Here is a 26,290-nt window from a genome sequence, read left to right as displayed (position 1 = left end):
GTCAGCCGAAGGGGGAGGCCGGGCGGTTCCTGCCGCGCCACAGCACCACGGCGGCGGCCAGGAACAGGACTCCCGCGACCCCGGCGGCCGGGGCGGTCCAGGCGGCCGGTCCGCCGCCGTCGGCCGCGGGGTCGGGTCCGGAGCCGAAGTACTTCTTGCCGTAACCGGCCGCGGCGGCCTTGCTGTCCGCCCGTGCGGTGTCCCCGCCCGCCGCGATGGCGGCCGACGGATCGACGATGCCGTAGCCGTGGGTGTCGTCCCGGCCGCCTGCCGGGGCGTCGCGGGCCGTCTTCGCGAGGAGCGTCTTGATCTGGGCCGGGGTGAGATCGGGGTGTGCGGCGCGGACCAGGGCGACGGCTCCGGACACGAAGGCCGCGGCGGCCGAGGTTCCCCACTCGATGTAGTAGTGCCGGTCCGGGTTGGCGACGACGATGTCGACGCCGGGCGCGCTGACGGTGGCGTACCAGTGCCGGGTGGAGAACGAGGCGTGGGTGCCGTACTTGTCGACGGCGGCGACGGCGATGACGCCGGGGTAGGCCGCCGGGTAGGAGGTGCTGTCCCCCTTCTCGCCGCTGTTGCCCGCCGAGGCGACGACGGAGACGCCCTTGGCGAGGGCGTACTGGATGGCGTTGTCCTCGGAGGCGTCCGCGTGGGCGGACTTGCTGTCGTCGCCCAGCGAGAGGTTGATGACGTCGGCGCCGTGGTCGGCGGCCCAGCGGATGCCGTCGGCGAGGGCGGTGCCCCGGGACGTACGCGCCTTCGACCGGGCGGCGTCGGTGGATTCCAGGATCACCCGGACCGGCAGGATCTTCGCCTCGGGTGCGACGCCGAGCACGCCGTCGCTCTGGCCGGGGCCGTTGCCGTGCCCGGCGATGATGCCGGCCATGGCGGTGCCGTGCAGGGCCCACGCCTTGTCGCCGGGTCCCGCGCCGAAGCCGATGAGGTCCTTGCCGGGGAGTACTCCGCCGGCGAGGTCGGGGTGGCTGTCGTCGACGCCGGTGTCGAGCACCGCGACGGTGATGCCCCGGCCCTTGGTGGTCCGCCAGGCCTGGTCGGTGTGGAGGGAGGCGAGGGCCCACTGCTGGTCGCGGATGGCGTCGGCCCGCGCGGGGGTGGCGGGCAGCAGCGCGAGCAGCCCGGCGGCCGAGGCCGCGACGAGGGCACGCGCGGCCCGCGCGTGCCCGGTGGCGGCGGTGACACGGGCGGTGCCGGGTACGGCGGGGAATCGGGTCCTCATCGCGGCTTCTTCTCCGTCAGGTCGGCGACCGTCGTACGCAGGGCGCGTTCCACCCGGTCGGCGACGCCCTCGGCGTCGTTGCCGAGACCCGCCTCGGCGACGGCGGTGGTGGCGCCCCGGGCCATGGCGCGGGCGGCGGGCTGCGGATCGGCGACGGCCCGTCCGTCCGCGAACCCGGAGACCGCGTAGACGAGGACGGGCAGCTCCGTGAGTACGTGCGTCGTCCAGGCGGCACGCTGGGCGGCCCCGAACCCCTCGGCGGCGGTCCCCGGCACGGGGTACGTACGGGGCATCAGGTCCTTGCGCTCGCCGAGCTTCTGGCCGGCGAACCGGGTGGCGAGCGCCCGCATCGCGGTGTCGTCCGCCTCGGTGAAGACCATGCCGACGGTGGTGACCGTGCTGCGCGTCGCGTCGGTGTAGGTGGCGCGGACCACGCGTACGCAGCCGACCGGCCCGAGGGCGCGTACCAGCAGCGGGTCGAGGGCCTCCGCGCAGTCGCCGTCGGCGGCCACCCCGAGCCGGGTCCACACCCGGTCGGCTCCGCCCGGTCCGGCGCCCTTGCCCTGGAGGGTGCGGGGGAAGAGCGTGTCGACGGGGAGGCTGTGCCAGCCGCTGCGGGCGGTGGACCAGGAGGTGTTCCCGCCGGACGAGGCGGAGGCGTCGTCGGTGAGCCACGCCCCGGCTGCGGCCCCGCCGATCAGGCCGATGCCGAGCACGACGCAGGCGGCCGCGGCGACGGTCCTGGCCCGCTGGCGGGGCTCCGGCCTGATCGGCCGCAGCCGGGTGGTCCGTTCCATCGGCGTCTCGGGGAAGCCGTAGCGCGGCGGTACGGGGTACGTGCTGGGGTGCCGCATCGCGTACGGGGCCGGTGGCGGGCCGGGCGGGGCGCCGGGCGGCGGGGTGAGGTCCACCGCACCGACGGGCCTGCGCCGGGCGGCGGGCGGCGGCACGGGCGGCTGGGCGGCGGGCGGCCGGGCGGGCGTGACCGGGGGCCGGGCGCCGGGGACCTGGGGTGCGGGGCGGGCGGGGGCGGGCGGGACGGGCCGCAGCCGGGTGGTGGTCTCGGACGACGTCGGCGCGGGGACGGACGGCGGTACGGGGGGCCGCGCGGCAGGGGCCCCCGGGCGCAGGCGCCGGGTGGTCTCGGAGGGGATCTGCCCGGCGCCGGACGGCGGCCGGCCGGAGGAGGCGCCGGGCGCGGGGCCCTGCGACGGGGGTACGCCGGGCCGCGCGGGCGCCTGGGCGGGAGGTACGGCGGGTACGGCGGGCGGGGCGGGCGGAACGGACGGGGCGACGGGGGGCGCGGCAGGCACAGCGGGCTCAGGGCCGGCGGGACCAACGGGGCCGACGGGACCGGCCGGAGCTGCGGCGACTCCCGGGGCCGGCGTGGGAGCTCCGGGAGCCGGGGGCGTGGTGGCGCCGGACGGGGCCGGGGGCGTGGTGGCGCCCGGCGGGGCCGGGGGTGCAGTGGTGCCGGGCGGGGCCGGGGGTGCAGTGGTGCCGGGCGGGGCCGGGGGCGCAGTGGTGCCGGGCGGGGCCGGTGGGCGGGGCGGCACGGGAGCGTGCTGCGCCTCGGTACTCATCCCGTCCCCCTGGTTCACCTCGCGTACCGCTCGCGGAACACGCACCCGGGCAAGCCCGTTGGTCGCCGCGTGCCGGTCACTCTACGGGCTGCGGGCGGGCCGCGGGGAACGGGTCGGCCGGGGCGTCGCATCCGCGCGGTTCGTTCCCCGGCCGGTGCCCCCGCGCCGGGTCCGGCCGGGCGCGGGGACGGGGAACAGCGATTCCTCGCGGGCCCTTACCGATGGGTACGCCTCTCTGGCAAGCTGCCGACATGACTGTGCGCGCCACCGACCGGGCCCGTTACGACCGGGCCACAGCCCATCTCGACGCACCGCTCGCGGTGGTCGACCTGGAGGCGTTCGACGCCAACGCGGACGACCTGGTCGCCCGCACCGCCGGGAAGCCGATCCGGGTGGCGAGCAAGTCCGTCCGCTGCCGGGCCCTGCTGGAACGGGTGCTCGCCCGGCCGGGGTTCGCGGGGATCATGTCCTTCACCCTGGCGGAGTCGCTCTGGCTGGCCCGGGCGGGCTTCGACGACGTACTGCTCGCCTACCCGTCCGCCGACCGCTCCGCCTACGCCGAACTGGCCGCCGATCCGAAGCTCGCCGCCTCGGTGACGGTGATGGTGGACGACCCGGCGCAGCTGGAGCTGATCGACGCGTCACGCGCGGGCGGCACGGAGGAGATCCGGGTCGCGCTGGAGCTGGACACCTCGCTGCGCCTGCTGGGCGGCCGGGTCAGGATCGGCGCACTCCGGTCCCCGCTGCGCTCCCCGGCCCAACTCGCCGAGCTGGCAAGGTCGGTGGCCCGGCGGCCGGGTTTCCGCCTGGTGGGCCTGATGGCGTACGAGGGGCACATCGCGGGGGTCGGGGACGCGGTCTCCGGGCGCCCGCTGCGGTCCCGTGCGGTCCGGCTGATGCAGGCGACAGCCCGCCGGGAGCTGGTGGTGCGCCGGGCCGAGGTGGTGCGTGCGGTGCGCGCGGTGGTGCCGGACCTGGAGTTCGTCAACGGGGGCGGTACCGGCAGCGTGCAGCACACCGCGGCGGAGTCCGCGGTGACGGAGATCGCGGCCGGATCGGGGCTGTACCTCCCCCGCCTCTTCGACAACTACACGTCGTTCACCGGGCGTCCGGCGGCGCTCTTCGCGCAGCCCGTCGTGCGCAGGCCCGGGGTGGGTGTGGTGACGGTGCTCGGCGGCGGCTATCCGGCGTCCGGCGCGGCGGGCCCGGACCGGCTCCCCGTCCCGTACCTCCCCCAAGGGCTGCGTTACGACCCGCAGGAGGGGCCCGGCGAGGTCCAGACACCGCTGCTGGGGTCGGCCGCCGACGATCTGCTGATCGGCGACAAGGTGTGGTTCCGGCACGCGAAGGCGGGCGAACTGTGCGAGCGGTTCGACGCGTTGCAGCTGATCGAGGGCGACCGGATCACGGCCACCGTGCCGACGTACCGGGGTGAGGGGCGGACCTTCCTCTGAGGACGGTCCGCCGTGTGGCAGGCTCGGGGTCCCAGCCTGCCGGGTGAAGGAGTGCGGCCATGCCCCAGTACACGGCCTCCGTCGGGGTGGCCGGTTTCCGGTTCGACGGGTTGCGGGAGCTGCTCGGGCGGGCCGGTCCGGCACGTTCGGGGGACGAGCTGGCGGGGGTCGCCGCGCGGAGCGACGCGGAGCGTACGGCGGCCCGGATCGCGCTGGCCGAAGTGGAGCTGCGGGCCTTCCTCGAAGACCCGGTGGTGCCCTACGAGGACGACGAGGTCACCCGGCTGATCGTCGACACCCACGACGCCGGCGCGTTCGCCCCCGTCGCCGGGCTGACGGTCGGCGAGTTCCGCGACTGGCTGCTCTCCTACCGGGCGACGCCCGCCGCGCTCGCGGCGCTGGCGCCGGGGCTCACCCCGGAGATGGCCGCCGCGGTGAGCAAGCTGATGCGCAACCAGGACCTGGTCCAGGTGGCCCGCGCGTGCACGGTGGTCACCCGGTTCCGGAACACGATCGGGCTGCCGGGGCGGCTCTCGGTGCGCCTCCAGCCCAACCATCCGACGGACGATCCCCGGGGCGTCGCGGCCTCCGTGCTCGACGGGCTGCTGTACGGCTGCGGGGACGCGGTCATCGGCATCAACCCGGCGTCCGACTCCCTGGCCTCGGTGACGGATCTGCTGCGGCTGACGGACGAGATCCGGCAGCGGTACGCGATCCCGACGCAGACCTGTGTGCTCACCCATGTCACCCGTACGCTCCGGGCGATCGAGCGGGGCGCACCGGTCGATCTGGTCTTCCAGTCCGTCGCCGGGACCGAGGCCGCCAACCGCGCCTTCGGCATCGATCTGGCCCTGCTCGCGGAGGCCCACGACGCGGGGCTCTCGCTGGGGCGGGGCGAACTCGGCGACAACGTCATGTACTTCGAGACCGGCCAGGGCAGCGCGCTCTCCGCGGACGCGCACCACGGCGTCGACCAGCAGACGCTGGAGGCCCGCGCCTACGCCGTGGCCCGGCGGTTCCGCCCGCTGCTGGTCAACACGGTGGTCGGGTTCATCGGCCCGGAGTACCTCTACGACGGCAAGCAGATCATCCGGGCGGGCCTGGAGGACCACTTCTGCGGCAAGCTGCTCGGTCTGCCGATGGGCGTCGACGTCTGTTACACCAACCACGCCGAGGCCGACCAGGACGACATGGACAGCCTGCTGACGCTGCTCGGGGTGGCGGGCTGCACCTTCGTGATGGGGGTCCCGGGCTCCGACGACGTGATGCTGAACTACCAGTCGACCTCGTTCCACGACGCGCTGTACGTACGGTCCGTGCTGGGGCTGCGTCCGGCGCCGGAGTTCGAGGCGTGGATGGAGCGGATGGGGATGTACGACTCCGAGGGCCGGGCGGTGGCGCCCGTCGCGCACAGCCCGCTGGCCGCCGGTCTCGCCGCGATGATCGGGGAAGCGTGAGCGGGCCGGAGGAGAGCGGGAGAGCGGACCTCTGGGAGCCGCTGCGGCGGCACACCCCGGCCCGGGTGGGGCTCGGGCGGACGGGGCACGCGCTGCCGTTGCGCCATCTGCTGGAGTTCCAGGCCGCGCACGCCCTGGCGCGGGACGCGGTCCACCGGGCGGTGGACTTCGAGGCCCTGCGTACGGGGCTGACGGGCCATCCGGTCGCCGAGGTGCGCAGCGCCGCCCCGGACAGGGCGGCCTATCTGCGCCGCCCCGACCTGGGCCGGAGGCTGCACCCGGACGACGGGCCGCGCCTGGCGGGGCTGCCCGGAGGCGGAACGCTGGTGGTGATCGCGGACGGGCTCTCCGCCACGGCGGTCCAGCTCCACGCCCTGCCGCTGCTGGAGGCGCTGGTGCCGCTGCTCGGCGGGGACGAGGACGGGAACGGGGACGGGGACGGGGGCTCCGGCGCAGGCCGGGAGGCCGTTCCGGTGGTCCTCGCCTCCCAGGCGCGGGTGGCGCTCGGGGACGAGATCGGCGAGCGGGTCGGCGCCCGGCTGGTGCTCGTCCTGATCGGTGAACGCCCCGGGCTCAGCGCCGCCGACAGCCTCGGGGTGTATCTGACGTACGGGCCCCGGACCGGGCGGCGGGACGCGGAGCGCAACTGCGTCTCCAACATCCACCCGCCGGCCGGACTCGGCTACCGGGCGGCCGCGCGCACGGTCGCCTCGCTCGTCGCGGGGGCGGAGCGGCTCGGGCTCTCGGGGGTGGCGCTGAGCGGGGAGGAGCCCGCGGGGCCCGGCGCGTTGCCCCCGGGGGATGCCCCGACGCCCTGGTGAACGGGTGCTCCCGCGCGGACTGAACGAGTGCTCCCGCGTGGAGGACGGTCGCATTCCGCCCGCAGGGTGGCGGGAGGCCGCGCCGCCACCGGGCCGTTACAGGACGCCGCCGTACTCGGCCTCGGCCGTCGCCGCGGCACGCTGGGCACGGAAGTTCGTCACGTAGGCGTTGAAGACGTCGGCGTCCGCGCTCTTGTCCTCGTACTTCAGCAGCGTCTCGTCGTTGTCGGTCAGGGCCATCCCCGTGAAGGTGTGGCTGCCCGTGAAGACGATCCGCTGGTCCTTCTTCGCCTTGTAGGAACCGTCGATGACCATGTACTTGGTGTGCGAGGTGGTGCCGGTGCCTCCGGTGGTGCCGTCGGCCGCCTCCGGAGCCGACAGTCCTTGGTTGTCCAGACGGTGCAGCGAGATCTTGCCGAGCTCGGTCGACCTGGTCAGCCAGTACGCCGTCTCCCGGTGGTCCCCTTCCGCCGCGTAGTCCGCGAGCTTGCCGTAGACCACGTCGATGTAGCAGCCGTCGTCGGCCATCTCCCAGAGCTTCTGGGCCACGGCCGGACGGGAGATCTGGCCGTTGGCGATCCGGATCACCGTGCGCCCGTCGGCGGTGCCGTGCCCCGCGCTGTTCCCCGAGCACCCGGGGTACTCGCCGTTCTTGGGTGCCACGCCGTCCACGCCGGTGCCGACCGTGTTCAGGATGTTGACGACCACGTCCGTCGAGGCGCGCGGGAAGAAGTACGCCTTGGCTACCCCGGCCTCCACGTCGACCGGGTAGTCCTTGACCCGCGACTTGTCGGCCTGCGCCTGGGCCAGCCGGTCGAAGTAGGCCGTGTAGCCGGTGTAGAGGGCCTGGTTGTCCACGACGGTCATCGCGTCGTTCCAGAGCGAGCTGAGGTCCTGTCCGGTGAGGTTGCCCGAGGACTGGACGACGACATTGTCCACCGGGACCCCGGTGGTGGGCGAACCGCTGCCGGTCGTGCGGGAGAAGAGGAAGAACTTGTTGTGGTTGACGCCGCCGATCGAACTGTCCGCCAGGCACGGCTTGTTGTACTCGCACACCCGGAACCAGGAGGTGCCGTACGTGGTGCCGGCGGGCGGGGTCTCGGCGAAGGCGGAGACGAGCTTGTCCCGGACCGTCTTGCCGGACTGTCCCATCCAGGCTTCGCTGATGGTGTCGTCGTCCACGAGAACCTGTACGTTCACGCCCCGGTGATGGGCTTCGACGAGCCGGTCCGCCGTCCAGCCGGACCCGAAGGCGTACATCGATATCCTGATCGTCGATCCGGGCAGCGCACCGTTGATGAGCCGACCGATGTGTCCGAGGATCGCGTTCTGTTCGGCCTGCGGGCCCTTGGGGTTGTTGAAGATGGCGCCCGTGGACACGTAGGTCGTCGCCTCGGCCGAGGCGGAGGGAGCCGCCATCGCCAGCAGGCCCGCGATGGCGAGGGCGGGAATGAGTCTCTTTTTGATCATGCGCGCAGCCTAGGAGAGACGCCCGCGATCCGTGGCGCACCCACCGGAAAGCCCTCAGGCTCCCCGCGCCGTCAGCGAGAGCAGGTCGCGGGCGGGTCCGGCCGGGCGGTGTCCGGTGGGCCAGACCGCCCGCAGCTGGCGCCGGAGCCGTACGCCGGTGAGCTGGACGGGGACGAGGCGGCGGGCGGAGAGCTCCTCGCCGAGGGCCAGCTCGCTCAGGACGCAGGGCCCGGCGCCGCTCTCGGCGGCGCTCTTCACGGCGGTCGTGGAGGAGAGCTCCAGCAGGGGCTGGGCCAGTCCGCCGTGGACGGCGAGGGCGGCGTCCAGGACCTGGCGGGTGCCCGATCCCCGCTCGCGGAGGATCAGCGGGGTCGCGGCGAGTTCCTGCGGGGTCAGCAGGGTACGGCGGCGGGCCCAGGGGTGGACGGGGGCGACGACGACCACCAGGCGGTCGTGGGCGACGACCGTGCCGTCGAGCCCGTCCGGGGTGGTGAGGCCTTCCACGAATCCGAGGTCGGCCTCGCCGAGGAGGAGCCGGCGGGCCACCTGTTCGGAGTTTCCGGCCAGCAGCGAGACGGCGGTTCCGGGGCGTTCGGCGCGCAGCGCGATCAGCCAGCCCGGCAGGAGGTACTCGGCGATCGTCATGCTGGCCGCGACCCGGAGCCGGGAGTCCCGGCGGTCCCGTAGCGCCTGGGCACCCGCGTCGAAGGCCTCGGCGGCCTCGACGATCCGTCGGGCCCAGTCGGTGACCAGGGCGCCCGCGTCGGTGAGCGTGGAGCCGCGCGGCGAGCGGTCCAGCAGGGCGACGCCGAGCTGCCGTTCCATCGTGCGGATCCGGCTGGAGGCGGCGGGCTGGCTGATGCCGAGGTCCCTGGCGGCGCGGCCCAGGCTGCCGAGGCGGGCGACGGCGAGGAGCAGTTCCAGCGCCCCGAGGTCGGGGACGCGGTGGGACAGGGGTGTGCGGGCGGGGTCGTCGGCACCATGGGGCATAACGTCAGCTTATGACCTCATAGACACGAAGTGCCTGGTGGGGCCGGTGTGCGCGGCCGAGAATCGTGTAATGGCCATCCATGAGCGGACCCTGATCCGGCCGCCGATCACACGTCCCGACGCGGCAGTTCCCGACGCGGCGGTTCCCGCCGCACCGGTTCCCGCCGCACCGAAGCGGCCGGCGCTGCGCGCCTTCGGTCCGAACTGGTACGCGACGGTGATGGGCACGGCGATTCTGGCGAGCGCGGGTGAGGCGCTGCCGGTGGACGTCCCCGGGCTGCGGGGCGCCTGCACCGTCGTCTGGGCGCTCTCCGCCGTCCTGCTGGTGGCCGTGCTCGCCGCCCGGGCCGGGCACTGGCGCCACCACCGGGACCAGGCCAGGGCCCATCTGCTGGACCCGGCGGTCGCCCCGTTCCTCGGCTGTCTGCCGATGGCGCTGCTCTCGGTCGGCGGGGCCACGATGGTGGCCGGTACGCCGGTGGTGGGCGAGCGGGCCGCGCTGGTGGTGGACGTGGTGCTGTACTCGGCGGGCTCGCTGCTGGGGCTGGCCGTCGCGGTGACCGTGCCGTACCTGATGGTGGTGCGCCACCGCATCGAGGTCGGCAGCGCCGCCCCCGCGTGGCTGCTGCCGCTGGTCCCGCCCCTGGTCTCCGCCTCGCTCGGCCCGCTCCTGATCAGCAGGCTCCCGGCGGGCCAGGGGCGTGAGGCTCTGCTCCTCGGCTGCTACGCGATGTTCGGGCTGACGGTGCTGGCGACCCTCGCCGTGCTGCCCCTCGTTCTCGCTCGGCTGCTGCACCACGGGCCGCTGCCCCTCGCGCTGACGCCGACGCTCTTCCTGGTGCTGGGGCCGCTCGGCCAGTCGACCACCGCCGTGAACCAGCTGGCCGACGTCGCGCCGGGGGCGATCGGCGCCCCGTACGCGACCGGGCTCGGGGCGCTGGCGGTGCTCTACGGGGTGCCCGTCATGGGGTTCGCCCTGCTCTGGCTGGCCCTCTCGACCGCCCTGACCGTGCGCGCCCTGCGGGCCGGGATGGGCTTCGCGATGACGTGGTGGGGCTTCACCTTCCCGATCGGCACCTGCGTCACCGGGGCGGCGGGGCTGGCCCGCCACACCGGGCTGCACGCCTTCGGCTGGCTGGCCGAGGCGCTGTTCGTCTGCCTGGTGGCCGCGTGGGCGGTGGCCGGGACCCGTACCGTACGGGGGCTGCTCGGGGGCACGCTGCTCGCGCCGCCGGCACCGGTGCGCCCGTCCGCCGTCGCGACGGCCTGAACCCCCGGGCCGTAGCGTCCCGGAGCCCTCAGCGGCGGGAGTCGTACGTGGCGTCGATGTGCTCGGCCACCGCGACGACCAGCAGCCGGGTGCCGGGGAGGGTGGCGCGCCAGCGGTGGCGGACCCCGCCGGAGAGGAAGAGCGTGTCGCCGCGGTCGAGGCGGTAGGCCTGGCCTTCGGCCTCGACGTCGACGGCGCCCTCGACGACGTACATCAGCTCGTCGTTGCGGTGCTGGAACTCGCGGCCGAGGTCCTGCTCCCCGATGAACTCCAGGGCGCTGAGCTGGTGGCGGCCGCGCACCACCCGGCGGGCGCCGTCCTCGTCGCCGCCGCGCACCACGTCCACGGCGCGCGCCGAGTCGGCGGCCTCGCGGAGCTTGGCGGTGGTGGTCTCCAGCGCTTCGGCGACCCGGGTGAGCGACTGGGCGCTGGGCCGGGCGCGCTCGTTCTCGATCTGGCTCAGGAAGGGCACCGAGAGGCCGCTGCGCGCGGCCACGGCGGCCAGCGTGAGCCCCAGGGTTCTTCGGCGTCGGCGCACGGCGGAGCCCACCCGCAGTGCTTCCTTCTCGTCCATCTCGCCCATGTCGGCTCCCTCCCGTCCGGCCATCCTCCCGGCTGCCAGCACCTTACGCACATGGTTGCGTGATTCCCTCACCGAGGAGAACTCCCGGCAACGCGCGAGGGGTGGCCCTCGCCTCTCGGCGGTGACCACCCCTGACCTGCGCGTAAGCGGATTCTGCGGCTACTGCGGCGCCATCGTGTCCACGATTCCCGGATGGGCGTCCATCCAGGACTTCACGGCTTCCTCCTCGTGGCCGGTACCGGCCTTGGCGATGCCGTTCTCCAGTCCGGCGAGCTGGTCCTCGCTCAGCTTGAAGTTCTTGAACCACTTCGCGAGCTGCGGGTAGTTCTCCGGGAACTCCTTGCTCGCGACCGTGTGCAGCCGGTCACCGGTGCCGAAGCCCTTCTTCGGGTCCTTCAGCTTGGTGAGGTCGTACTGGTCGTACGCCCAGTGCGGGGTCCAGAGCACGACGGCGATCGGCTCCTTCTTGGCGTACGCCCGCTTCAGCTCGGCCAGCATGCCGGGCGTGGAGGAGTCGACGACCTTGTACTCCTTGTCCAGCCCGTAGGCCGGCAGCACGTCGTTCTTCAGGTTCTCCATGGTGGCGGTGCCGGGCTCGATGCCGACGATGCGTCCCTTGAACTCCGAGGACTTGCCCTTGAGGTCGGCGAGCGTGTGCACGTCCTTGACGTAGCTGGGCACCGCGACCTCGATGGAGGTGGGGCCGTACCAGGAGCCGACGTCGGTCAGGTCGCTCTGGTACTTCTTCCAGTAGTTCGCCTGCGTGTACGGCAGCCAGCCGTCGAACTGGACGTCGATCTGGCCGCGCGACATCGCCGCGTACATGGGGCCGACCTCGAACTGCTTGAGGTTGATGGTGTAGCCGCGCTGCTCCAGGACGGCCTTCCACAGGTAGGTGGCGGCGATGTCCTCCTCCCACGGGAACCAGGCGACGTTCAGCGCGCGGTCGCGCTCGTCCTTGCCGTCGGCGGCCTTGGATGCCTTCGCCGACGGGGTCCACTTCTCGGCCGCGTCCGGGTGGGCCTTCAGCCAGGTGCGGACGGCGTCCTGCTCCTTGCCCGCGCCGGCCTTCTGGACCTCGGCCTCCAGGCTGGTGAGCTGCTTCTCGCTCATCTTGAAGTTCTTCAGCCAGGACGCGACCTCGGGGTTGTCCGCGGCGAAGCCCTTGCGGGAGAGGGTGTGGACGCCGTCGCCCTTGCCCCAGAGGTTCTTGGTGTCCTTCAGCTTCGTCAGGTCGTAGCTGTCGTAGGCCCAGTGCGGCGACCAGAGCGGAACGACGATCGGTTCCTTCTTGGCGTACGCGCGCTTCAGCTCGGCCAGCATCGAGGGCGTGGAGCCGTCCACGACCTTGTACTCGCCGTCCAGGCCGTAGCCCGGCAGGATCTTGTCCTTCAGGAGGGCCGATTCACCGGCGCTCGGCTCGATGCCGACGATCCGGTTCTTGAACGACGAGCCCTTGCCCTTGAGGTCGTCGAGGGTCTTGACGTCCTTCACGTAACTGGGGACGGCCAGCTCCAGCGAGGTGGGGCCGTACCAGGAACCCAGGTCGTCCAGGCGGTCCTGGTACTTCTTCCAGTAGCTGGCGTGGGTGACGGGCAGCCAGGAGTCGGTCTCGAAGTCGATCTGGCCGCCTGCCATGCCGGTGTACAGCGCTCCGGCCTCGTACTGCTTGACGTCGACCTCGAAGCCCTGCCGCTCCAGCAGCTCCTTCCACAGGTACGTGGAGGCGATGCCCTCGTCCCAGGGGATGTACCCCATGCTGATCTTCTTGCCCGCGCCGACGGACGAGGAGGACGCTGTGGCGGAGGAGCCGCCGCCGAAGACACCCATGCCTCCGGCGACGAGCGCGAGGATCACCACACCGGTGAGCGCGACGGCACCCTGCGGGCGGTAGTTCCAGAACTTCGGGCCACCGGCCAGGGCCTGGGCCTTGGCGAGCGCCCGGCGGCCCAGCGGGGAGACCTCGCGCCCCAGCGCGCCCGTCATCCGGTCCAGGTACATGGCGAGGATGACGATGGAGATGCCCGCCTCGAACCCGAGGCCCACGTCGACGTTGCCGATGGCGCGGTAGACGGAGCCGCCGAGGCCGCCGCCGCCGACCATGCCGGCGATGACCACCATGGACAGGCCCAGCATGATGACCTGGTTGATGCCCGCCATGATCGTGGGCAGCGCGAGCGGGAGCTGCACGCGCAGCAGGGTGTTGCGGGAGGTGGTGCCGAACGCCTCGGCCGCCTCGACGAGTTCGCCGTCGACCTGGCGGATGCCGAGTTCGGTCATCCGGACGCCCGGGGGCAGCGCGAAGATGATGGTGGCGATGATGCCGGGGACGACACCGACGCCGAAGAAGATCACGCCGGGGATCAGGTAGACCATGGCGGGCATGGTCTGCATGAAGTCCAGCACCGGCCGGGTCACCGCGCTGACGCTCTTGGACCGGGAGGCCCAGATGCCGAGCGGGACCGCCAGGACCAGCGTGACGATGGTGGCGACGAGCACCAGGGTGAGGGTGTCCATCGCCTCGTCCCACAGCTCGACGGAGTCGATGAGGGCGAATCCCACGAACGCGAGGACACCTGCGGGCAGTCCGCGCAGCCACCAGGCGATGACGGCGACGATGCCCGCGAAGAGCAGCGGGGCGGGGGCGGACAGGACGGCGGCTATGCCGTCGAACATGCCGCTGACGATGGAGCTGATGGCGTCGAAGAGCCAGGCGAGGTGGACCTGCAGCCAGTCGACCGCGGAGTTGACCCATTCACCGAGAGGGAGCCTAAACACGGGCCACCTTCTTCGCGGCGAGGTCCTCGGCACCGGCGTCGTCCGCCGCGGTGTCCTCGGCGGGCGCGGTGTCCTCGGCGGCGGGCATCGGCGCGGCGGGCTTCATCGGCTCGCCCAGCACGGCGAGGAGCCGCTCGCGCGGGACGACCCCGACGAGCCTGCCCCGCTCGTCGGTCACGGCGACCGGGGTGCTGCTCGACGCGCAGGGGGTGAAGAGCTCGATGATCGGCGTGGACTCGGCGACCGTGGCGGGGGCCGCGTCCAGCACGTCCTGCGGGGTGCGCAGTTCGGTGCCGTCCTCGGTGGTGGAGCCCATGACGGTGTGCGGTTCGGCCATGATGGCGCCGGCGGTCAGCACCCGGGCGCGGTCGACGTCCTGGGTGAAGGAGGCGACGTAGTCGTTGGCCGGCGTGACGAGGATGTCCTCGGCGGAGCCGAGCTGGACTATCTCGCCGTTCCGCATCACCGCGATGCTGTCGCCGAGGCGCATGGCCTCGTTGAGGTCGTGGGTGATGAAGACGATGGTCTTCTTCAGGCGCTTCTGGAGTTCCAGGAGCTGGTCCTGCATGTCGCGGCGGATCAGCGGGTCCAGCGCGCTGAAGGACTCGTCCATCAGCAGCAGGTCGGCGTCGGTGGCCAGCGCGCGGGCCAGTCCGACGCGCTGCTGCATGCCGCCCGACAGCTCGTCGGGCCAGGACTTCTCCCAGCCGCCGAGCCCGGTCAGCTCCAGCGCCTCGGCGGCGCGCTTCTCGCGCTCGGCCTTGGCGACGCCCTGTACTTCCAGGCCGTACGCGGCGTTCTCCAGCACACTGCGGTGCGGGAAGAGCGCGAAGTGCTGGAAGACCATGCTGATCCTGGACGAGCGGACGTGGCGGAGCTCGCGGGGGCTGAGCGAGGTCAGGTCCTGACCGTCGAACAGCACGCTTCCGGCTGTGGGGTCCAGGAGTCCGTTGAGCATCCGCAGAAGCGTGGACTTGCCCGAGCCCGAGAGACCCATCACGACGAAGATCTGCCCCGGTTCCACGGTGAACGACGCGTCGATCACCGCTGCGGTCGTTCCGTCGGCGCGCAGCTCGTCACGGCTCGCGCCGCCTTCGAGTTTCTCCACGGCCTGATCGGGTCGTCTGCCGAATACCTTGTACAGGTGTTCGGCCTGCAGCCTTGACACATACACCTCGCGGGTTGAACCGGAAACGGTCCGCCACCCCCGTCGGCGGACCGTGGAGCGGCACGGAATCTGCCCGCATGGCACGTACACAAGTTGAAATTTGGACGTGCTCCGCTCCGGTGCCGCGCCTGCCCCCGCTTATCCGGAGCAAACGCTTCTGTGGCCCAGGTCACTTCTACCGTCCGGCTCGCGGCCCCCGTACGGGCCCGCCGCCCCGGGCCGGTGTCGGTGCCGTGGGGCATGATCGGGGGGTGACGCGACGCCTGATGCTCCTCGACACCGCTTCCCTGTACTACCGCGCCTACTTCGGCGTGCCGGACTCGGTGCGCGCACCGGACGGCACCCCGGTCAACGCCGTGCGCGGGCTGCTGGACTTCATCGGCCGGCTGGTCCAGGACCACCACCCCGACGACCTGGTCGCCTGCATGGACGCGGACTGGCGCCCGGCCTGGCGGGTCGAGCTGATCCCCACCTACAAGGCGCACCGGGTGGCGGTGGAGACCCCGGCGGGCCAGGCCGACGAGGAGGAGACCCCGGACACCCTCGCCCCGCAGGTCCCGGTGATCGAGGCGGTGCTGGACGCGGTGGGCATCGCCCGCGTGGGCGTCGCCCCGTACGAGGCGGACGACGTCATCGGTACGCTCACCGGCCGGGCGGCCGGACCCGTGGACATCGTCACCGGCGACCGCGACCTCTACCAACTGGTGGACGACGCGCGCGGGGTGCGGGTGCTCTATCCCCTCAAGGGCGTCGGCACGCTCCAGGTGACCGACGAGGCGGTGCTGCGCGAGAAGTACGGCGTGGACGGCCGGGGGTACGTCGACCTGGCCCTGCTGCGCGGCGACCCCAGTGACGGTCTTCCCGGCGTCCCCGGGATCGGCGAGAAGACCGCCGCGAAACTGCTGGACGCCTTCGGGGACCTCGCCGGGATCATGGCCGCGGTGGACGACCCGGCGGCGAAGCTGACCCCCTCGCAGCGCAGGCGGCTGGACGAGGCCCGTGGGTACGTCGCGGTCGCGCCGAAGGTGGTGCGGGTCGCCGGGGACGTACCCCTTCCCGAGTTCGACCCGGTCCTGCCCCGCGAGGCACGCGACCCGGTGGCCCTCGCGGAGCTGGCCGAGCGGTGGGGGCTGCGCGGGGCGCTCCAGCGGCTCCTGTCGGCGCTGCACTCCTGAAGGGCCGCCGGGCCCGCCCGTCCGCCCCTCCACAGGAATCCGTGGTTCCCTGGCCGGGGCGGCACACGTACGCCCCGGGGATCGTTCCGCGCATGCATTGATTACGGGCCCGCCCGTACCCCGGCCGCCCGACCGGTGCTAGCTTAGGTAGACCTAAGTTCAGAGGTCCCCGGGTGCCGAATCCCCGTCTCCCGGGTCCCCGCACGTTCCAGCACAGGGAGATCCACGTGGCACGTCCGACGCGGCAACCGCCCAAGGGCAAGGGTGCGCAGGTCGTGCGCACCGAACAGATCACCCCTCACATGGTGCGGGTGGTCCTGGGCGGCGAGGGCCTCGCCTCCTTCGGGACCGAGGGTTTCGCCGACCACTACGTGAAGCTCTGCTTCGCACCCGAGGGCGCCGACTACGCGCACCCCTTCGACATGGCGGCGATCCGCGAGTCGTACCCGCGCGAGCTGTGGCCGACCACGCGTACGTACACCGTGCGCTCCTGGGACCCGGCCACCCGCGAGCTCGCGATCGACTTCGTCGTGCACGGCGACGAGGGTCTGGCCGGTCCCTGGGCCGCGCAGGCCTCCCCCGGCGACCTGATGACGCTCCTCGGCCCGGGCGGTGGCTACGCCCCGCAGGAGTCGGCCGACTGGCACCTCCTGGTGGGCGACGAGAGCGCGCTGCCCGCCATCGCGGTGGCGCTGGAGCAGATGCCCTCCGATGCCCGCGGGCACGTGTTCATCGAGGTGTCCGACGCCACCGAGGAGCAGAAGGTGACCGTCCCCGCCGGGGTGTCGGTGAACTGGCTGCACCGGGGCGGGCGGCCGGTCGGCGAGCTCGTCACCGCCGCCGTGCTGGAGCTGGACTTCCCGGAGGGCGAGGTACAGGCCTTCGTCCACGGCGAGGCGGGCTTCGTCAAGGAGATCAGGCGGTACCTGAGGGTCGAACGCCAGATCCCCCTGGGCCAGTTGTCGATCTCGGGCTACTGGCGTCTCGGCCAGAACGACGACGCCTGGCGCGCCGTCAAGCGCGAGTGGAACGAGCAGGTCGAGCGGGAGCAGGAGAGCGGCCCCGGTCCCAGCTGACCTCGCGGTGCCACCGGAGCCCCGGCTGTCCTCGGAGGACGGCCGGGGCTCCCGCGCGTCCGGATTTCCACGGATGTCCGGACGCCGGCCGCCCGGTCCGTGGAAGGATTTCCCGCACCGGCCCCGCACCGGCCCGGCCGGCTGATCGCCCGAAGGGCCGGTCCCTTCGCCGGGCGACCAATCCGAACGGCCCGCGGCTCCGAATCAAGGGGAGTCCATGAACCTCCTGGGAGGAAGCCGCGTTGAAAGAAGCCGTGTACATCGGCCCCGTGCCCTCGGCCGGACCCGATCTCCAGGACCTCCTGGTCCAGGTCGCCCGGGGGGACCAGGACGCCTTCGCCCAGGTCTACGACGCCGTCTGCGGACCGGTCCTGGGTCTGATCCGCACCGTCCTGCGCGACCCCGCCCAGTCCGAGGAGGTCGCCCAGGAGGTGCTGGTGGAGGTGTGGCGGACCGCGCCGCGCTACCAGCAGTCCCGCGGCAGCGCCATGAACTGGGTGCTGACGCTCGCCCATCACCGGGCCGTGGACCGGGTCCGCTCGGCGGAAGCGTCGGCGGCGCGGGAACACCGGGCCGCTCTGCTGGACCGCACACCGGCGTACGACGAGGTGACCGAGCAGGTCGAGACCCGACTGGAGCGCGAGCAGGTGCGCCGTTGTCTGCGGACCCTGTCCGAGCTGCAACGCGAGTCGGTGACCCTGGCCTACTACCGGGGCCTGACCTACCGCGAGGTGGCCGAACTCCTCGCCGTACCGCTGGGAACCATCAAGACGCGACTGCGCGACGGGCTGATCCGGATGCGCGACTGCCTGGGGGTGAGCGCATGAGCACCACGGCGGAACTGCACACGCTGACCGGCGCCTACGCGCTGCACGCCCTCCCCGAGGACGAACGCCAGGCATTCGAGCGGCACTTGGCCGAATGTGGTGCCTGCGAGCAGGAGGTGGCGGAGTTCTCCGCCACCGCGTCCCGGCTGGCCCTGGCGGTCTCCGCGACTCCCCCGCGCGCACTGCGCGACGAGGTGCTGCTCCGGATCACGACGGTACGTCAGGAGGTTCCGGGGCACGGCGTTCCCGGCGGTCCGGCCACCGCTCCCGGGCGGCCCGGGCGGTGGACCCGGTACGCCCTGGCCGCCTGCCTGGCCGCCGCGGCCTCCCTCGGCGGGGTTGCGGTGTGGCAGAACCAGGTGGCACGCGACGCCCAGCAGGAGGCGGACAGTGCCGACCAGCGGAACGAACTGCTGGCGCACGTGCTCTCCGCACCCGACGCGAAGACCGTCTCGACGGAGTTCGCCGCGCGGGCACGCGGCACGGTCGTGGTGTCGTCGAGCGAGAACCGGGCCGTGTTCCTCTCCTCCGGGCTGGAGCGCCCGCCGGCCGGCAAGGTCTACCAGCTGTGGTTCGCGGACGGCGGGACGATGCGTTCGGCCGGGCTGATGGACCCGGACGCGGCGGGCAACGCGGTGCTCCTGGCCGGCCCGGTCGACGACGCTTCGGGCATGGGCGTCACCGTCGAGCCGGCGGGCGGCTCGGCCGCGCCCACCTCGGCGCCTCTCGCACTGATGAACTTCCCGACGGCCTGATCGGGGGCGTCGTCGGGAGGGTGGCCCGGGACCTCCTCGGAGGTCCCGGGCTCCGCCCCGTACGCACGGGGCACCGCGCGTACGACGAAGGGCCCCGCGCGGGGGATGGTGCCGCGGTTCAGTTCCGCCGGGGCGGCAGCGGGACGAAGCCGCTGGTACGCGCCCGGTAGGAGGCCCAGCCCGGCCGGTCTGCCATGTGGCGTTCCAGCAGAGCCTTGCCGCTTCCGCCGATGAGCAGGTAACTCATCAGCGCGGGAGCGACGGCGGTCGCCGCCGCGGCGGCCGGACTGTCCGCGACGAACAGGAACAGCCCCCACCAGACGCAGAAGTCCCCGAAGTAGTTGGGGTGCCGGGTCCAGGACCACAGGCCTCTGTCCATGATCAGGCCGCGGTGCGCGGGGTCGGCCTTGAACCGCGCCAGCTGACGGTCCCCCACGGCCTCGAAGACCAGCCCCACCGACCAGAGCGCGCACCCGGCCCAGACCCACCCGGTGGGCGGACCCTCGACGTACTGCGCGGCCTGCACGGGGGCGGAGACCAGCCAGACCAGGAGGCCCTGGAGCAGGTACACCTTGCGCAGCGCGTAGAGGTCGGGGTGGCCGGGAGCGCGGTCCAGCATGGCCGCGTAGCGCGGGTCTTCGCCGTGGCCGCGTCCGCGGCGCGCGATGTGCAGGGCGAGCCGGAAGCCCCAGACCACCGTGAGGGTGGTCACCAGGAGCCGTCGCACTCCGTCGCCGTCGCCCGCCGACATGCGGTACGAGACGAGGGCGACGGCCGCGAACCCGATGCCCCAGGCGACGTCCACCACCCGGTGCACCCCTTTGCGCAGGGCCACCGTGAAGGTGACGAGCATGACCGCCAGGGCGGCGCCCGCCGCGGGGGCGAGCCCCTGCGCGAACGCCGCCCAGCCGAAGCCGGTCACCGGCCCGCGCCCAGTCCCTCGTACCAGCCGTGCCGGGTGGCGGGCATCGCCGCCGCCCCCGAGGCGTCGGGGCGCACGCAGAGGATCTGGTCGACGCCCATCCGCCGTTCCTCGAAGGCGAGGGCGCCGCCCACCAGGTAGAGCCGCCAGACCCGGGCGGTCTCCTCGCCCACGAGGGCGACGAACTCCGGCCAGCGTGCCTCCAGGGTGCGCCGCCACGCCTCCACCGTCAGGACGTAGTGCTCGCGCAGCGATTCGACGTCGCGCACTTCGAGTCCGGCGCCCTCCAGCAGCCCGACCGTCTCGCCGAGCGGCCGCATGTGCATGTCGGGGGCGATGTAGGACTCGATGAAGGCGCCGCCCCCGGGCGCGGTGGTGCCGCGGGACATCTGCTGGACGAAGGCCCGGCCGCCGGGGCGCAGCACGTCGTGCAGCAGCGCGGTGAACGCGGGGTATTCGGCGTCGCCGACGTGCTCGCCCATCTCGACGGTGGAGACCGCGTCGTAGTCGGCCCCGAAGCCCGGCAGGCCCCGTACGTCCCGGTAGTCGGCGTGGTGCACCTCGACACGGTCCTCCAGACCGAGTTCGCCGACTCTCCGGGTCACGTGGGCGGCCTGTTCCGCGGCGAGGGTGACGGCGGTGACCCGGACGCCGTGGCGGCGGGCCGCGTACAGGGTGAGCGAGCCCCAGCCGCAGCCGATGTCCAGGAGCCGCCCGCCGGGGCCGAGTCCGAGTTTCCGGCAGATCAGTTCGAGCTTGTCGCGCTGGGCGTCGGCCGGGCCGTAGCCGGGCCGCTCCTCGTCCGTCCAGTAGCCGCAGGAGTACGCCATCGTTCCGTCCAGCAGGAGGGTGTAGAAGGCGTTGGACAGGTCGTAGTGGTGGCTGACGGCGGCGCGGTCCCGTGCCTTGCTGTGGAGTGCGCCGCGCAGCCCCGCCCGCGAGGCGGGCACCGGCGGGCGGGGTCCGACCGCGCCGAGCCGTACGGCCGTGACCGCCGCCCTGATCCGGTCGCCGAATCCCGGCGCGGGTGGGCGCAGTCCCCTCTCCCGGGCGGCCCCGCGCATGGCGCGCAGTCCGTCGGCGAGGTCGTCCGCGAGGTCGATGTCGCCGGTGATGTAGGCCTCGGCAAGGCCGAGTTCGCCGGGCTGCCAGAGCAGCCGGCGCAGGGCGCGGCGGGAGCGCACGTGCACGGTCGGCGCACCGGCCGGGCCGGTCTCGCTGCCGTCCCACATGCGTACGCGTACCGGCAGCGCACCGCCGAGGAACCGCTCGACCAGCGGTCCGACGCGTTGGGCGGCGCCGTTCGACGCGGCGCGGTCCGGTAGGGCTCGCGGCGCGGGGGCGTCCGGGGTGCTCCGGGGGCGCGGCACGGCAGCGGGGTCCGCGGTGTGCCGGGCGGCGGTCGCTCCGGACCCGGATGCGGCGGGGTCCTGCGGGGGGTTCACGGGGCTCTCCTCCGGTGGGGGAAGGGTCGGGCGGCGGGCGGGCGGGTCGGCGGCGGGGTTCACGGGGCCTCCGGGCGCACGAGCAGGACCTGTTCGACGTTGAGGTAGCCCGAGCGGAAGCCGGCTTCGGAGTAGGCGAGGTAGAAGGTCCACATCCGCCGGAAGGTGGCGTCGAACCCGAGGGCGTCGACCTCTTCGGCGCGTTCGTGGAAACGTTCCCTCCACAGGCGCAGGGTCTCGGCGTAGTGGGTGCCGAACCGTGCGCGCCGGTCGGTCCGCAGGCCGGCGCGTGCCGCGGTCTCCTCCAGGGCCCGGCTGGAGGGGATCAGCCCGCCGGGGAAGATGTACTTCTGAATCCAGGTGTGGGTGGCGCTCGCCGCCCGCATCCGGTCGTCCGGCATGGTGATGGCCTGGAGCGCGATCCGGCCGCCGGGAGCGAGCCTCGCCTCCAGGGTGCGGAAGTAGACGGGCCAGTACTCCTCTCCGACGGCCTCGATCATCTCGACGCTGACGATCGCGTCGTACTCCCCGGTGACCTGCCGGTAGTCGCGGAGGCGGACCTCGACCCGGTCCTCCAGTCCGGCGTCCCGGATACGGCGACGCGCGAGGTCCCGCTGTTCGGCGGAGAGCGTGACCGTGGTGACGCGGGCGCCCCTGGCCGCGGCGCGCAACGCCAGTTCGCCCCAGCCGGTGCCGATCTCCAGCAGCCGGGTGCCTGGGCCCACCTCGGCCAGGTCGAGCAGCCGGTCGATCTTGCGGTGCTGCGCGGCGGGGAGCAGGGACCGTTCGGCCGGAAACCCCCGGAAGAGGGCGGCGGAGTAGGTCATGGTCTCGTCGAGGAAGAGCGCGAAGAGGTCGTTCGAGAGGTCGTAGTGGTGGCTGATGTTGTCCCGCGCGCCGTCCGGTGTGTTGGCCTGCGCGGCGGGCTGCCGAGGCGCCCAGAACGTGCGCAGCCGCTGGAGCGGGGCGGGGACGAGTTCGGCGACGTGTCCGGCGAGTACGGAGAGCACCGCGACGGGATCGGGAGCGTCCCACTCCGCCGCCATGTAGGACTCGCCGAAGCCGATGAGGCCGTTGACCCCGATCCGGCGGAAGAACGCCTCGGGGCGGTGGATCTCCAGCAGCGGGCCGCCCAGGCCGAGGCTCTCGCCGCCCGCGAGCCGGGCGCGCAGCGGGAGGCGCCCCAGGGCGTGCCGGACGACGCGTTCGGCGACGGCGGTCCTCGGGCGGGAGGCGCGTCGGGGCCGGACGATGTCGGGCCAGAGCTCCGGGTCGGGGGCGGGGAGCACGGACGGGGAGCAGGGGGAGGTGGACACCTTCACCGCATGCCTTTCTGAGTACGGGAACGGGGGCGCGGGACCACCGGCAGTCCGCGCAGGAGGAGGCGGATGCCGTGGAACCGGATCGCGAGGGAGACCGCGGCGGTGGACCAGGGGTGGCGTGCGGCCAGCCGCAGCAGCGCGGCCGGCCCGGCGGGGCGCCCGGTGCCCCGCACGGTCGCCGTGAACGGGCGCCCTCCCGCGCGTTCCAGGTGGATGGTCAGCGCGAGGCGGGCCCCTGGTTCCGGCAGCCGCATCCGGTAGGAACCGTCGACGGGGAAGAACGGCGAGACGTAGAAGTCCTTGTCCGCCGAGGCCACGCCGTCCGCGCCGGGCCGCAGGAGGTAGGCGTGGCGTTCCCCGTACGTGTTGTGCACCTCGGCGACGACGCAGAGCGGCGAGCCGTCCGGGCGGTGGCACCAGTACACGGTGAGGGGGTTGAAGACATGGCCGAACACCCGTGCCTGGGTGAGCATCCGCACCGTGCCGTCGCCCAGCTCGACACCGTGGGCCGCCAGGAAGCGGGTGAGGCCGGCGCGGATGCCGGGTGCCGTGCCGCCGAAGTGGTCCCGGGCGTCGAACCGGGCGAGCGGGGCCAGCGGGCGGGGCAGGTGCGGGGGGCGGTCGGGGTCGATGCACCAGAGGTAGGTGCGGTGGCGGAAGGCGTAGCGGTCCGGCCGCGTCCGTACATGGGCGATGGTGCACGGGTAGAGCGCGGCGGCGCCGGGAACGCCCGTCACCAGGTCACCCCCAGCGCGTGGGCCGCCTCGACACCGGAGCGGCAGCCGTCCTCGTGGAACCCCCAGCCGTGGTACGCCCCGGCGAAAGCCGTCACGGGTCCGGAGAGCGCGGGCAGCAGCGCCTGCGCGGCGACCGACTCCGGTGTGAAGACCGGGTGTTCGTAGACCATCCGGGCGCGGACACTCCGGGGGTCCACCCGTCCGCCGTCGTTCAGTGTGACGACGAAGGTCTCGGGGGCGTCGAGCCGTTGGAGCCGTGTCATGTCGTAGCTGACCGTGACCTGGCGGGCGTCGGCCGCGCACGAGGGCATCAGGTAGTTCCAGGAGGCGCGGGCCCTCGCGGCGTCGGGCAGGAGCGTGGTGTCGGTGTGCAGCAGCGTGGTGTTGCGGGAGTACCGGAACGCGCCGAGGACGCTGGTCTCCGCGTCGGTGGGGTCGGCGAGCAGCCGCAGGGCCTGGTCGGGATGGGTGGCGACGACCACGCGGTCGTACCCCTCCGTGGCTCCGTCGTCGGTGACCAGTTCGACGCCGTCGTGGTGCCGGCGCAGGGCTCGGACCGGAGTGGCCGTGCGCACCGCGGAGAGCCGCTTCGTCAGAAGGTCGACGTAGGAGCGGGAACCACCGGTGACGGTGCGCCAGACCGGCGAGCCGCCGACGGAGAGCATGCCGTGGTGGGCCAGGAAGCGGAACAGATGGCGGGCCGGGTGGCGGAGCGCGGTGACCGGGTCGCAGGACCAGACGGCGGCGACCACCGGGGTGAGGAAGTGGGCGCGGAAATAAGGGGAGAAGCGGTAGCGCTCGGCGAACTCCCCCAGCGTGAGCAGGCCTTCTCCGCCCGCGCTCTCCGGCTCCGCGAGCACCACGCGGGCGGCCCGGTGGAACCGGGGCACCTCGGCGAGCATCCGCAGATAGGCGCCGCGCAGGGCCGCGCGCGGTTGGGCGAGGAGCCCGGACACCCCGCGGGCACCCGCGTATTGGAGTCCGCACCCCTCGCACCGGACGGACATCGACATCTCCGACTCCTGCGTGCGGACCCCGAGTTCGTCGAAGAGCCGCAGCAGATGCGGATAGGTCCGGCGGTTGTGGACGATGAAGCCCGAGTCGACGCGGTGCACCCGCCCGTCCGACGAGGTCAGGTCGTGGGTGTGCGCGTGCCCGCCGGGGCGGTCGTCCGCCTCGTAGAGCGTGACGTCGTCGGTCTTCGTCAACACGTGGGCGGCGGTCAGCCCCGCCACCCCGCTTCCGACCACGGCCGTGCGCCGCCGTACCGCTGCCATCCTGTGCACCTTCCGTGAGTTGGTCCCTCGCCGCCACGACCGCCCTGAGCGGGGCCGGAGCTGCCGGGCGCCTGCCGGACGGGCGCCCCACGGAGTTGTTCGTCGCCGGCGGTCCTGCGGATTGGCCGGAACCGAGGTGTGATCCATTCGGGTGAACGACCAATCCGCCGGCCGCCCGGCGCCGAATCCCCGGTGTGACAGCAGATCGGAACGATGCGCGAAAGCAGGGACCTTCGGAGTCCCGGCGCTCCCGTTGGGTGCGCGCCGTACTGGCCGCCCTCAGCGGGCTGATCGCCGGGTTCTGTGCCCTGTGCGTCGCCGAGTTGGCCGCGGCGGCCGTACGCCCGGAGGCGGGGCCGGTCACGGCGGTGGGCGGCGCGGTCATCGACCGCACTCCCCCGGCCGTGAAGGACTTCGCCGTACGGAACTTCGGCACGGACGACAAGCTGGTGCTGCAGCTGGGCATCCTCGTGCTGCTGGCGCTCTTCGCCATGGCGGTGGGAGTCCTGGCACTGCGGCACCGGCGGGTCGGCGCCTCGGCCGTTCTGGTCTTCGGTCTGGTCGGAGCGGTGTCGGCGGTGGGGCGGCCCGAGGGCAGCCCCTCCGACGCACTGCCTTCGGTGGTCGGTGCGGTCGTCGCTGCGGGAGTGCTGTATCTCCTGATCGGTCGGCTGACTCCGGCCCGGACTCCGGTCCGGTCCCCGTCACCCGCGGCTGGGGAGACGGAGACCGGGCCGGTGCCCCCCGCCGGGCCCGCCTTCGACCGGCGTGGTTTCGTGATCGCCGCCACCGCCGCCGCGGCGGCCTCGGCGGGCGCGGGGTACGTGGGGCGCCGCCTCACCGCCTCCGTGCAGGCCGGGGCCTCCGCCTCGCGCGCGGACATCACCCTGCCGACACCCGACTCGGCGGCCCCGGCCGTGCCCCGGGGCGCGGATCTGGGGGTCCGGGGCATCAGCTCGTTCATCACCCCGAACAAGAGCTTCTACCGGGTGGACACCGCGCTGGTGGTGCCCCGCGTGGACGCCGGCAGCTGGCGGCTGCGCATCCATGGCAAGGGCGTCGCCCGCCCGTTGACCCTCGGCTACCAGGACCTGCTGCGCCGGCCGGTCGTCGAGCGGGACATCACCCTGGCCTGCGTCTCCAACGAGGTCGGCGGCCCCTACATCGGCAACGCCCGGTGGATCGGGGTACGGCTGGCGGACCTGCTGCGCGAGGCCGGGGTGAAGGCCCCGTCGCGGGGCGGTCCGGCCGACCAGCTCGTCTCGCGCTCGGTGGACGGGATGACCATCGGCACGCCCGTGGAGACCGTCCTGGACGGCCGTGACGCGATGCTCGCCCTCGGCATGAACGGCGAACCGCTGCCGTTCGAGCACGGCTTCCCGGTGCGGATGCTCGTACCGGGCCTGTACGGCTACGTGTCGGCCTGCAAGTGGATCGAGGACATCGAGCTCACCACCTTCGACGCGTACGACGCCTACTGGGTCAAGCGCGACTGGGCCCGGCAGGCACCCATCAAGACGGAGTCGCGGATCGACACCCCGCGCCCCTTCGCCTCGCCGAAGGCCGGCACCGTGCCGGTCGGCGGTGTCGCCTGGGCCCAGCACCGGGGCATTTCCCGGGTCGAGGTCCGGGTGGACGGCGGTGACTGGCACACCGCGCGGCTGGGCGCGGCGGACGGCCGGGACACCTGGCGCCAGTGGGTGTGGGAGTGGCCGGCCACCTCCGGCCACCACACCCTCGAAGTCCGCGCGACGGACGGCACCGGCGCCACCCAGACCGCCGAGCGGGTCGGCACCGTCCCCGACGGTGCGACCGGCTGGCATTCGGTGGTGGTCGACGTGGACTGAGACACCGTCACCACCACCGCTCAGCCAACACCACCGCTCCGCCTTCATTTCCACGACCGAACCGTCCGGGCCGCTCGACCGCCCGGAACCCGCCGT

General features: G+C 73.4%; 21 protein-coding genes. 9 read left to right on the top strand and 12 right to left on the bottom strand.

The features are described from left to right. Position 1: 1 nt before the first annotated feature. Together mycP and ACWCWD_RS13145 are read right to left on the bottom strand one after the other, a co-directional pair. Positions 2–1,237 carry a type VII secretion-associated serine protease mycosin gene (gene mycP, locus ACWCWD_RS13150; protein WP_450772534.1) on the bottom strand — a complete coding sequence of 412 codons (1,236 nt, stop codon included), beginning with the start codon at positions 1,235–1,237 and terminating at the stop codon, positions 2–4. Further along, positions 1,234–2,550 carry a hypothetical protein gene (locus ACWCWD_RS13145; RefSeq protein ID WP_450772532.1) on the bottom strand — a complete coding sequence of 439 codons (1,317 nt, stop codon included), beginning with the start codon at positions 2,548–2,550 and terminating at the stop codon, positions 1,234–1,236. Before ACWCWD_RS13145 ends, mycP begins: the two co-directional genes overlap by 4 nt. 521 nt (positions 2,551–3,071) lie before the next feature. Between ACWCWD_RS13145 and ACWCWD_RS13140 the strand changes: the two genes are divergently transcribed. The 3 genes from ACWCWD_RS13140 to eutC are packed head-to-tail and all read left to right on the top strand — an operon-like array spanning position 3,072 to position 6,552. Next, the gene (locus ACWCWD_RS13140; protein ID WP_450772531.1) at positions 3,072–4,274 is read left to right on the top strand and encodes an amino acid deaminase/aldolase; all 1,203 of its coding nucleotides are present in this window, start codon (positions 3,072–3,074) and stop codon (positions 4,272–4,274) included. Positions 4,275–4,333: 59 nt separating this feature from the next. Continuing rightward, entirely contained in the window at positions 4,334–5,731 is a 1,398-nt protein-coding gene (locus tag ACWCWD_RS13135) for an ethanolamine ammonia-lyase subunit EutB (RefSeq protein WP_327174806.1), read from the top strand. After that, positions 5,728–6,552: an ethanolamine ammonia-lyase subunit EutC gene (gene eutC, locus ACWCWD_RS13130; RefSeq protein ID WP_450772529.1), complete on the top strand. Its 825-nt coding sequence runs from the start codon at positions 5,728–5,730 to the stop codon at positions 6,550–6,552. Before ACWCWD_RS13135 ends, eutC begins: the two co-directional genes overlap by 4 nt. Before the next feature lie 96 nt (positions 6,553–6,648). Here the strand turns inward: eutC and ACWCWD_RS13125 are convergent, their stop codons facing one another. Both ACWCWD_RS13125 and ACWCWD_RS13120 read right to left on the bottom strand, forming a co-directional pair. Continuing rightward, complete coding sequence (locus ACWCWD_RS13125; protein WP_450772527.1) at positions 6,649–8,022, bottom strand: phospholipase D-like domain-containing protein; 1,374 nt, start codon at positions 8,020–8,022, stop codon at positions 6,649–6,651. Positions 8,023–8,076: 54 nt separating this feature from the next. Continuing rightward, positions 8,077–9,012 carry a LysR family transcriptional regulator gene (locus ACWCWD_RS13120; RefSeq protein ID WP_450772526.1) on the bottom strand — a complete coding sequence of 312 codons (936 nt, stop codon included), beginning with the start codon at positions 9,010–9,012 and terminating at the stop codon, positions 8,077–8,079. A gap of 70 nt (positions 9,013–9,082) precedes the next feature. On the opposite strand from ACWCWD_RS13120, the gene ACWCWD_RS13115 reads away from it, so the two are divergent. After that, positions 9,083–10,282, top strand: a complete 1,200-nt coding sequence (locus ACWCWD_RS13115; protein ID WP_450772525.1) for a TDT family transporter — start codon at positions 9,083–9,085, stop codon at positions 10,280–10,282. A gap of 28 nt (positions 10,283–10,310) precedes the next feature. Here ACWCWD_RS13115 and ACWCWD_RS13110 read toward each other — a convergent pair whose 3' ends face one another. From ACWCWD_RS13110 to ACWCWD_RS13100, 3 genes are all read right to left on the bottom strand, one after another. Beyond that, positions 10,311–10,856: a helix-turn-helix domain-containing protein gene (locus tag ACWCWD_RS13110; RefSeq protein ID WP_386889039.1), complete on the bottom strand. Its 546-nt coding sequence runs from the start codon at positions 10,854–10,856 to the stop codon at positions 10,311–10,313. Positions 10,857–11,024: 168 nt separating this feature from the next. After that, on the bottom strand, positions 11,025–13,643 hold the full coding sequence (locus tag ACWCWD_RS13105) for an ABC transporter permease/substrate binding protein (protein ID WP_450772524.1): 2,619 nt from the start codon (positions 13,641–13,643) through the stop codon (positions 11,025–11,027). Then, a complete protein-coding gene (locus ACWCWD_RS13100) occupies positions 13,636–14,811 on the bottom strand; it encodes a quaternary amine ABC transporter ATP-binding protein (protein ID WP_450772522.1) in 1,176 nt (391 codons plus the stop codon). Before ACWCWD_RS13100 ends, ACWCWD_RS13105 begins: the two co-directional genes overlap by 8 nt. Positions 14,812–15,077: 266 nt before the next feature. Here ACWCWD_RS13100 and ACWCWD_RS13095 point away from each other — a divergent pair, with 266 nt between their 5' ends. The 4 genes from ACWCWD_RS13095 (at position 15,078) to ACWCWD_RS13080 (ending at position 18,644) form a co-directional block, all read left to right on the top strand. Continuing rightward, the gene (locus ACWCWD_RS13095; protein WP_450772714.1) at positions 15,078–15,986 is read left to right on the top strand and encodes a 5'-3' exonuclease; all 909 of its coding nucleotides are present in this window, start codon (positions 15,078–15,080) and stop codon (positions 15,984–15,986) included. 227 nt (positions 15,987–16,213) lie between these two features. Continuing rightward, positions 16,214–17,062 (top strand): siderophore-interacting protein, encoded by an 849-nt coding sequence (locus tag ACWCWD_RS13090; RefSeq protein WP_450772521.1) that lies wholly within the window; start codon positions 16,214–16,216, stop codon positions 17,060–17,062. Between the two features lie 242 nt (positions 17,063–17,304). After that, positions 17,305–17,889, top strand: coding sequence for a sigma-70 family RNA polymerase sigma factor (locus ACWCWD_RS13085; RefSeq protein ID WP_450772519.1), 585 nt, complete (start codon positions 17,305–17,307; stop codon positions 17,887–17,889). Continuing rightward, on the top strand, positions 17,886–18,644 hold the full coding sequence (locus tag ACWCWD_RS13080; protein ID WP_450772518.1) for an anti-sigma factor: 759 nt from the start codon (positions 17,886–17,888) through the stop codon (positions 18,642–18,644). The genes ACWCWD_RS13085 and ACWCWD_RS13080 overlap by 4 nt, the downstream gene beginning before the upstream one ends. 118 nt (positions 18,645–18,762) lie before the next feature. Here ACWCWD_RS13080 and ACWCWD_RS13075 read toward each other — a convergent pair whose 3' ends face one another. From ACWCWD_RS13075 to ACWCWD_RS13055, 5 genes are all read right to left on the bottom strand, one after another. After that, positions 18,763–19,566 carry a DUF1295 domain-containing protein gene (locus tag ACWCWD_RS13075; RefSeq protein ID WP_450772516.1) on the bottom strand — a complete coding sequence of 268 codons (804 nt, stop codon included), beginning with the start codon at positions 19,564–19,566 and terminating at the stop codon, positions 18,763–18,765. Further along, the gene (locus ACWCWD_RS13070; RefSeq protein ID WP_450772712.1) at positions 19,563–20,936 is read right to left on the bottom strand and encodes a class I SAM-dependent methyltransferase; all 1,374 of its coding nucleotides are present in this window, start codon (positions 20,934–20,936) and stop codon (positions 19,563–19,565) included. Before ACWCWD_RS13070 ends, ACWCWD_RS13075 begins: the two co-directional genes overlap by 4 nt. Before the next feature lie 134 nt (positions 20,937–21,070). Further along, positions 21,071–22,333, bottom strand: coding sequence for a class I SAM-dependent methyltransferase (locus ACWCWD_RS13065; protein ID WP_450772515.1), 1,263 nt, complete (start codon positions 22,331–22,333; stop codon positions 21,071–21,073). Next, on the bottom strand, positions 22,330–23,070 hold the full coding sequence (locus tag ACWCWD_RS13060; RefSeq protein WP_450772513.1) for a DUF1365 domain-containing protein: 741 nt from the start codon (positions 23,068–23,070) through the stop codon (positions 22,330–22,332). The genes ACWCWD_RS13065 and ACWCWD_RS13060 overlap by 4 nt, the downstream gene beginning before the upstream one ends. Continuing rightward, on the bottom strand, positions 23,067–24,347 hold the full coding sequence (locus ACWCWD_RS13055) for an NAD(P)/FAD-dependent oxidoreductase (RefSeq protein WP_450772511.1): 1,281 nt from the start codon (positions 24,345–24,347) through the stop codon (positions 23,067–23,069). The genes ACWCWD_RS13060 and ACWCWD_RS13055 overlap by 4 nt, the downstream gene beginning before the upstream one ends. A 257-nt stretch (positions 24,348–24,604) precedes the next feature. Here ACWCWD_RS13055 and ACWCWD_RS13050 point away from each other — a divergent pair, with 257 nt between their 5' ends. Continuing rightward, positions 24,605–26,194, top strand: coding sequence for a molybdopterin-dependent oxidoreductase (locus tag ACWCWD_RS13050; RefSeq protein ID WP_450772510.1), 1,590 nt, complete (start codon positions 24,605–24,607; stop codon positions 26,192–26,194). Positions 26,195–26,290 lie beyond the last annotated feature (96 nt).

The organism is Streptomyces sp. NPDC001493 (assembly GCF_053597235.1).
The sequence above is the reverse complement of the archived record's forward strand: the minus strand, read 5'-3'. Positions and strand labels throughout refer to the sequence as shown.

What these genes read in the sequence shown, in the direction of transcription:
- mycP (WP_450772534.1), bottom strand. Translation starts at nt 1,237, where the DNA reads ATGAGGACCCGATTCCCCGCCGTACCCGGCACCGCCCGTGTCACCGCC.
- ACWCWD_RS13140 (WP_450772531.1), top strand. Translation starts at nt 3,072, where the DNA reads ATGACTGTGCGCGCCACCGACCGGGCCCGTTACGACCGGGCCACAGCC.
- ACWCWD_RS13135 (WP_327174806.1), top strand. Translation starts at nt 4,334, where the DNA reads ATGCCCCAGTACACGGCCTCCGTCGGGGTGGCCGGTTTCCGGTTCGAC.
- ACWCWD_RS13125 (WP_450772527.1), bottom strand. Translation starts at nt 8,022, where the DNA reads ATGATCAAAAAGAGACTCATTCCCGCCCTCGCCATCGCGGGCCTGCTG.
- ACWCWD_RS13120 (WP_450772526.1), bottom strand. Translation starts at nt 9,012, where the DNA reads ATGCCCCATGGTGCCGACGACCCCGCCCGCACACCCCTGTCCCACCGC.
- ACWCWD_RS13115 (WP_450772525.1), top strand. Translation starts at nt 9,083, where the DNA reads ATGGCCATCCATGAGCGGACCCTGATCCGGCCGCCGATCACACGTCCC.
- ACWCWD_RS13110 (WP_386889039.1), bottom strand. Translation starts at nt 10,856, where the DNA reads ATGGACGAGAAGGAAGCACTGCGGGTGGGCTCCGCCGTGCGCCGACGC.
- ACWCWD_RS13095 (WP_450772714.1), top strand. Translation starts at nt 15,078, where the DNA reads ATGCTCCTCGACACCGCTTCCCTGTACTACCGCGCCTACTTCGGCGTG.
- ACWCWD_RS13080 (WP_450772518.1), top strand. Translation starts at nt 17,886, where the DNA reads ATGAGCACCACGGCGGAACTGCACACGCTGACCGGCGCCTACGCGCTG.
- ACWCWD_RS13055 (WP_450772511.1), bottom strand. Translation starts at nt 24,347, where the DNA reads ATGGCAGCGGTACGGCGGCGCACGGCCGTGGTCGGAAGCGGGGTGGCG.